Source organism: Actinomycetota bacterium (assembly GCA_041658565.1).
In the GTDB taxonomy this organism is placed as follows: Bacteria; Actinomycetota; AC-67; order AC-67; family AC-67; genus JBAZZY01.
In genome coordinates this window covers 1-3273 of the sequence record JBAZZY010000072.1, presented here as the reverse complement: position 1 = coordinate 3273, position 3273 = coordinate 1, and the positions used below count along the sequence as shown (strand labels likewise).

At 62.3% G+C, this 3273-nt stretch carries 2 protein-coding genes; both read right to left on the bottom strand.

Annotated elements, in window-relative coordinates; all coding sequences use genetic code 11:
• Window positions 1-171: 171 nt before the first annotated feature.
• Window positions 172-1449, bottom strand: a complete 1278-nt coding sequence (locus WDA27_14950; protein ID MFA5892221.1) for a hypothetical protein — start codon at window positions 1447-1449, stop codon at window positions 172-174.
• A 36-nt stretch (window positions 1450-1485) separates the two neighbouring features.
• Window positions 1486-3273 (bottom strand): multicopper oxidase domain-containing protein (locus tag WDA27_14945; protein MFA5892220.1); only part of this gene is annotated, 1788 nt, incomplete at its 5' end.

Here is a 3273-nt window from a genome sequence, read left to right as displayed (position 1 = left end):
GTGAAGCAACGGAACCTAGAGTTCGACGACTTGACCTATATCCTTCAGCTCAAGGGCCCTGGAAGGAACGAGCCACTGAAATATCAGCGCTCGCAGGTTCGAACCAATTGAGCTGACCCAGCATTGCGAAAGGAGCCGTCCGGCAGCGCCGTGGCGGCCCTTTTTGCAATATCAAGGCGTCGCTGCTTGTGGGCCTTTGACCTTACAGGTCGCACCCGGGGCACAGGCCGCGCCGCTCGAAATCGCATCGCCGCCATCGCCGGGCTTGAACATCCCCACGTCGGCTGTGACGTCCGCCGGGGGGCCGTCGGCCACGAACCAAAATGAGTACATGGTGCCCCAACGGATCGCGTTAGCGAGCGCGTCCTCGGAGAATTGCTTGGTGGTCCAAGTCACTTTGCCGTTATCGAGCTTGGCGGCCCAAGGGTCGTTCGACAGAACCGTCGAGTCACGCGGGTCGGCGCCATGCGATTGCGCAGCAGAGAAGCCTATATCGCGAACCGCGGCTGATCCAACCGGCACACTGAAAGAGCGAACGCCGCGATTGCTGTTCATATTGTAGACCGCGTACTGATAGAGATTGGCGGTGTCTGAGATGGGCACAACCTTCGAGCCGATGACAAGCTGTCCGAAGATGACCTTGTCGCCCTCCTTCGCCTCGGCGATGCGAACCCTGGCGAAGTCGGCCTGCGGCCAAGCGAAGATCGCAGGGGTCTCCCGCACGGCTGCATCAGTGAGATACGCGAAGGACCACTGCCCAGCGGCGTTCCGGCGACTGCTGATCTCGCGGTATGAGACGTTGTTGTGCGCATTGCCTTCCGCGGCATCGTCGGAGGCAATGTAGTGCCCCTCGACGAAATAGCGCGCATTGTTCTGGCCGAGATCGGCCTCTCGAACCTGCAGTCCGTGGCGAATGTCTGCGCGGGGCGGTCCTTCAGGAGGAAAGTCCTTGATGACGCTCGCGCCATCAAACACGCCGGTCGTCGGGTTGATGTCGCGCCGAGAGCCCAGATTAGGGCCTTTGTTGAGACCGGCGCCGTAGGGATCGGAACAGCCGACGCCGAGACCGTCCTCGCTGGGATTGGCCTGGCAACCGAAACCACAAGCATCGGCCTGGAGCGCGTAATAGCCATGTTTCACCCACGACTGACCGATCTGCTCCATGCGATCATCGAGGAGGCGGTAGAGGTTGAGAGTGATCACCGGATGGCGGCTGTCGGGCAGCGCATGCCAGAGCAAGACCTTGTCGCCCTTGTTGCATGAGGTCGTCTTGGCCGACAGCGCAACAATAGGCCCCTTGCGGGCATAGATCGTCACATCCTCGAGAGCGCCGAGAATGACGTCAGCGCCGGGGGTGGGCACGTGTGGCCCCTGCGCGTGGACAGATACCACCCAGAGGCCGGCAATTCCGGCAACCGCAAAAAAGGGCAATCGGCTCAATGCAGACATTGATATAGCTCCTCTATGCAAACACAAAAACGAATTTCAAGACTCGCAAAAGTATCGGACCAGCGCTGCTGCGTCGGCAGCGTCCCAGCCCCCACTGCCTTTCAGTGCCGCCCTGGCGTGGCCCGCGCGGTCGATGAGGATGGCAGCCGGAAAGCTATCGACGGCGAAATGAGCTTTGAGCGCGCTTCCCGGATCGGCGTATGCCGTCAGCGCGGCCAATCCGTTAGCTTGAAGATACCGCTCGGCCGCCGCCACATCGGCGCCCACCATCACGGCCGCAACGGAGAGCGGCTGATTGGCGAGCGTGGCTTGCAGAGCCGCCAGCCGGGAGAGTTCCTGCACGCAGGAGGGACAGTCCGGCGACCAAGGCGCAATCAATACGACCCGCGCGTCGAAGTCGGCGACGGTGAGCGTGCGACCGTTTGCGCCTGCGAACGACCACGACCTTGCCGGCGCGGTGTCGAACTGAAAGTAGGTGAGGCCGGCAATCGCGCCGCCAGGACGCGGAACGATCTCAACGAGCTCCATCATGCCGAGATCTTCGTGGACGAGGTTATGGCAATGGAGCACGAACTTGCCGACGAACGTGTCGTAGCGGGTAACGAGCGTAGCCTGCTCGCCGCTCGGCACCGATATCGTGTCGAGCCAAACGGGAGGATCGAGAGGCTCCCCGTTCTGCTCGATCAGCAAGAACGGATTTACATGCTTGTGGAAGGGGTGCAGCTCCCCGATCGCTTCGATCGACCAGCGTTCGACATCGCCCAGCACGAGCGTGCGCGGAAACTGACCGTCGACGAACGTGCGGCCGTTGACGAAGCCGGAAGGGCCGCGTCGCTCGAGCCGGATAACGTGGCGCGGCTCCGGCGCCGCGGCGGCGTCTAAAATCGCTGGCCGTCGCAGCGCCGCCATAGCGGCTTCGCCCGGCAGCGGCATGTCTTGTTCATGCGCCTCCACGACGATCACGGCCAGCGTGTACGGCTCGTCGACGACGCTGCTGGCCGCCGATTCCGCAGGAGCTCCTGGACCTGCCAGATCGGAGAAGCGTACGGAGGCATTCAGCGCAAACAGCAGTTGTTCAGGGCCCTTGCGCAGGATGTAGGTCCCGGGGCGCAGGGCCTTGACCAGTATATCCATACGATTTCCCGGACCGAGCACGGGCAGTTGCGCCGCCTTGACCTCAGTGAGAGTGCCGAGCGTGATCCCGTCCCGGGCGATCGGGTAGAACACGACTCCGTCCGTCGCTGCAGCATTCTCCGGGTCGTCGCAATAGTCGCGAATGGACCGCGATGCAGGATCATACGGGCGCTCGCAACCGACGATGTCGATGGGCAACAGCTCGAAGATCCCGCCGTGCACGAGGCGCCAGCGCTCCACCGAACCCTGTTTCATGCGCACGACAGGGACAATCCCGTTGATTGTTGTGAAGCGTTTGCGATCGCCGGACGACAGCTCGCCGTTGAAACGAGCGACGAGATTGTCCAGCGACCGGTCCTCAACGACGCCCGGTCCGCCTTCGATCATCTCGTAGGGAATCTGCTGGAAGAGGAAGGTTCTCTCTGTCGCGGCGCGTATCTCGGGCACCTCGTCGATGTCGCCCTCGACGATCAGTATGCCGGCCATGCCACTCGCCAGCTGAATGGACGTCGATCCGTGCAGATGCGCGTGATACCAGTGCGTACCTGGGAGATGGTCGGCGGGAATCTCGTATCGGTAGTCGTAGCTACCGACAAAGGTGAGCGGCTTGTTAGTCGCCGGCGATCCCTTCGGAACGATCGTGATCAGCACATTGTCAGCCGGACTGCGGGGTGAGACGTGCAGCCCGTG

Coding starts and splice junctions, on each gene's coding strand:
- WDA27_14950 (MFA5892221.1), bottom strand. CDS start 1,449: ATGTCTGCATTGAGCCGATTGCCCTTTTTTGCGGTTGCCGGAATTGCC.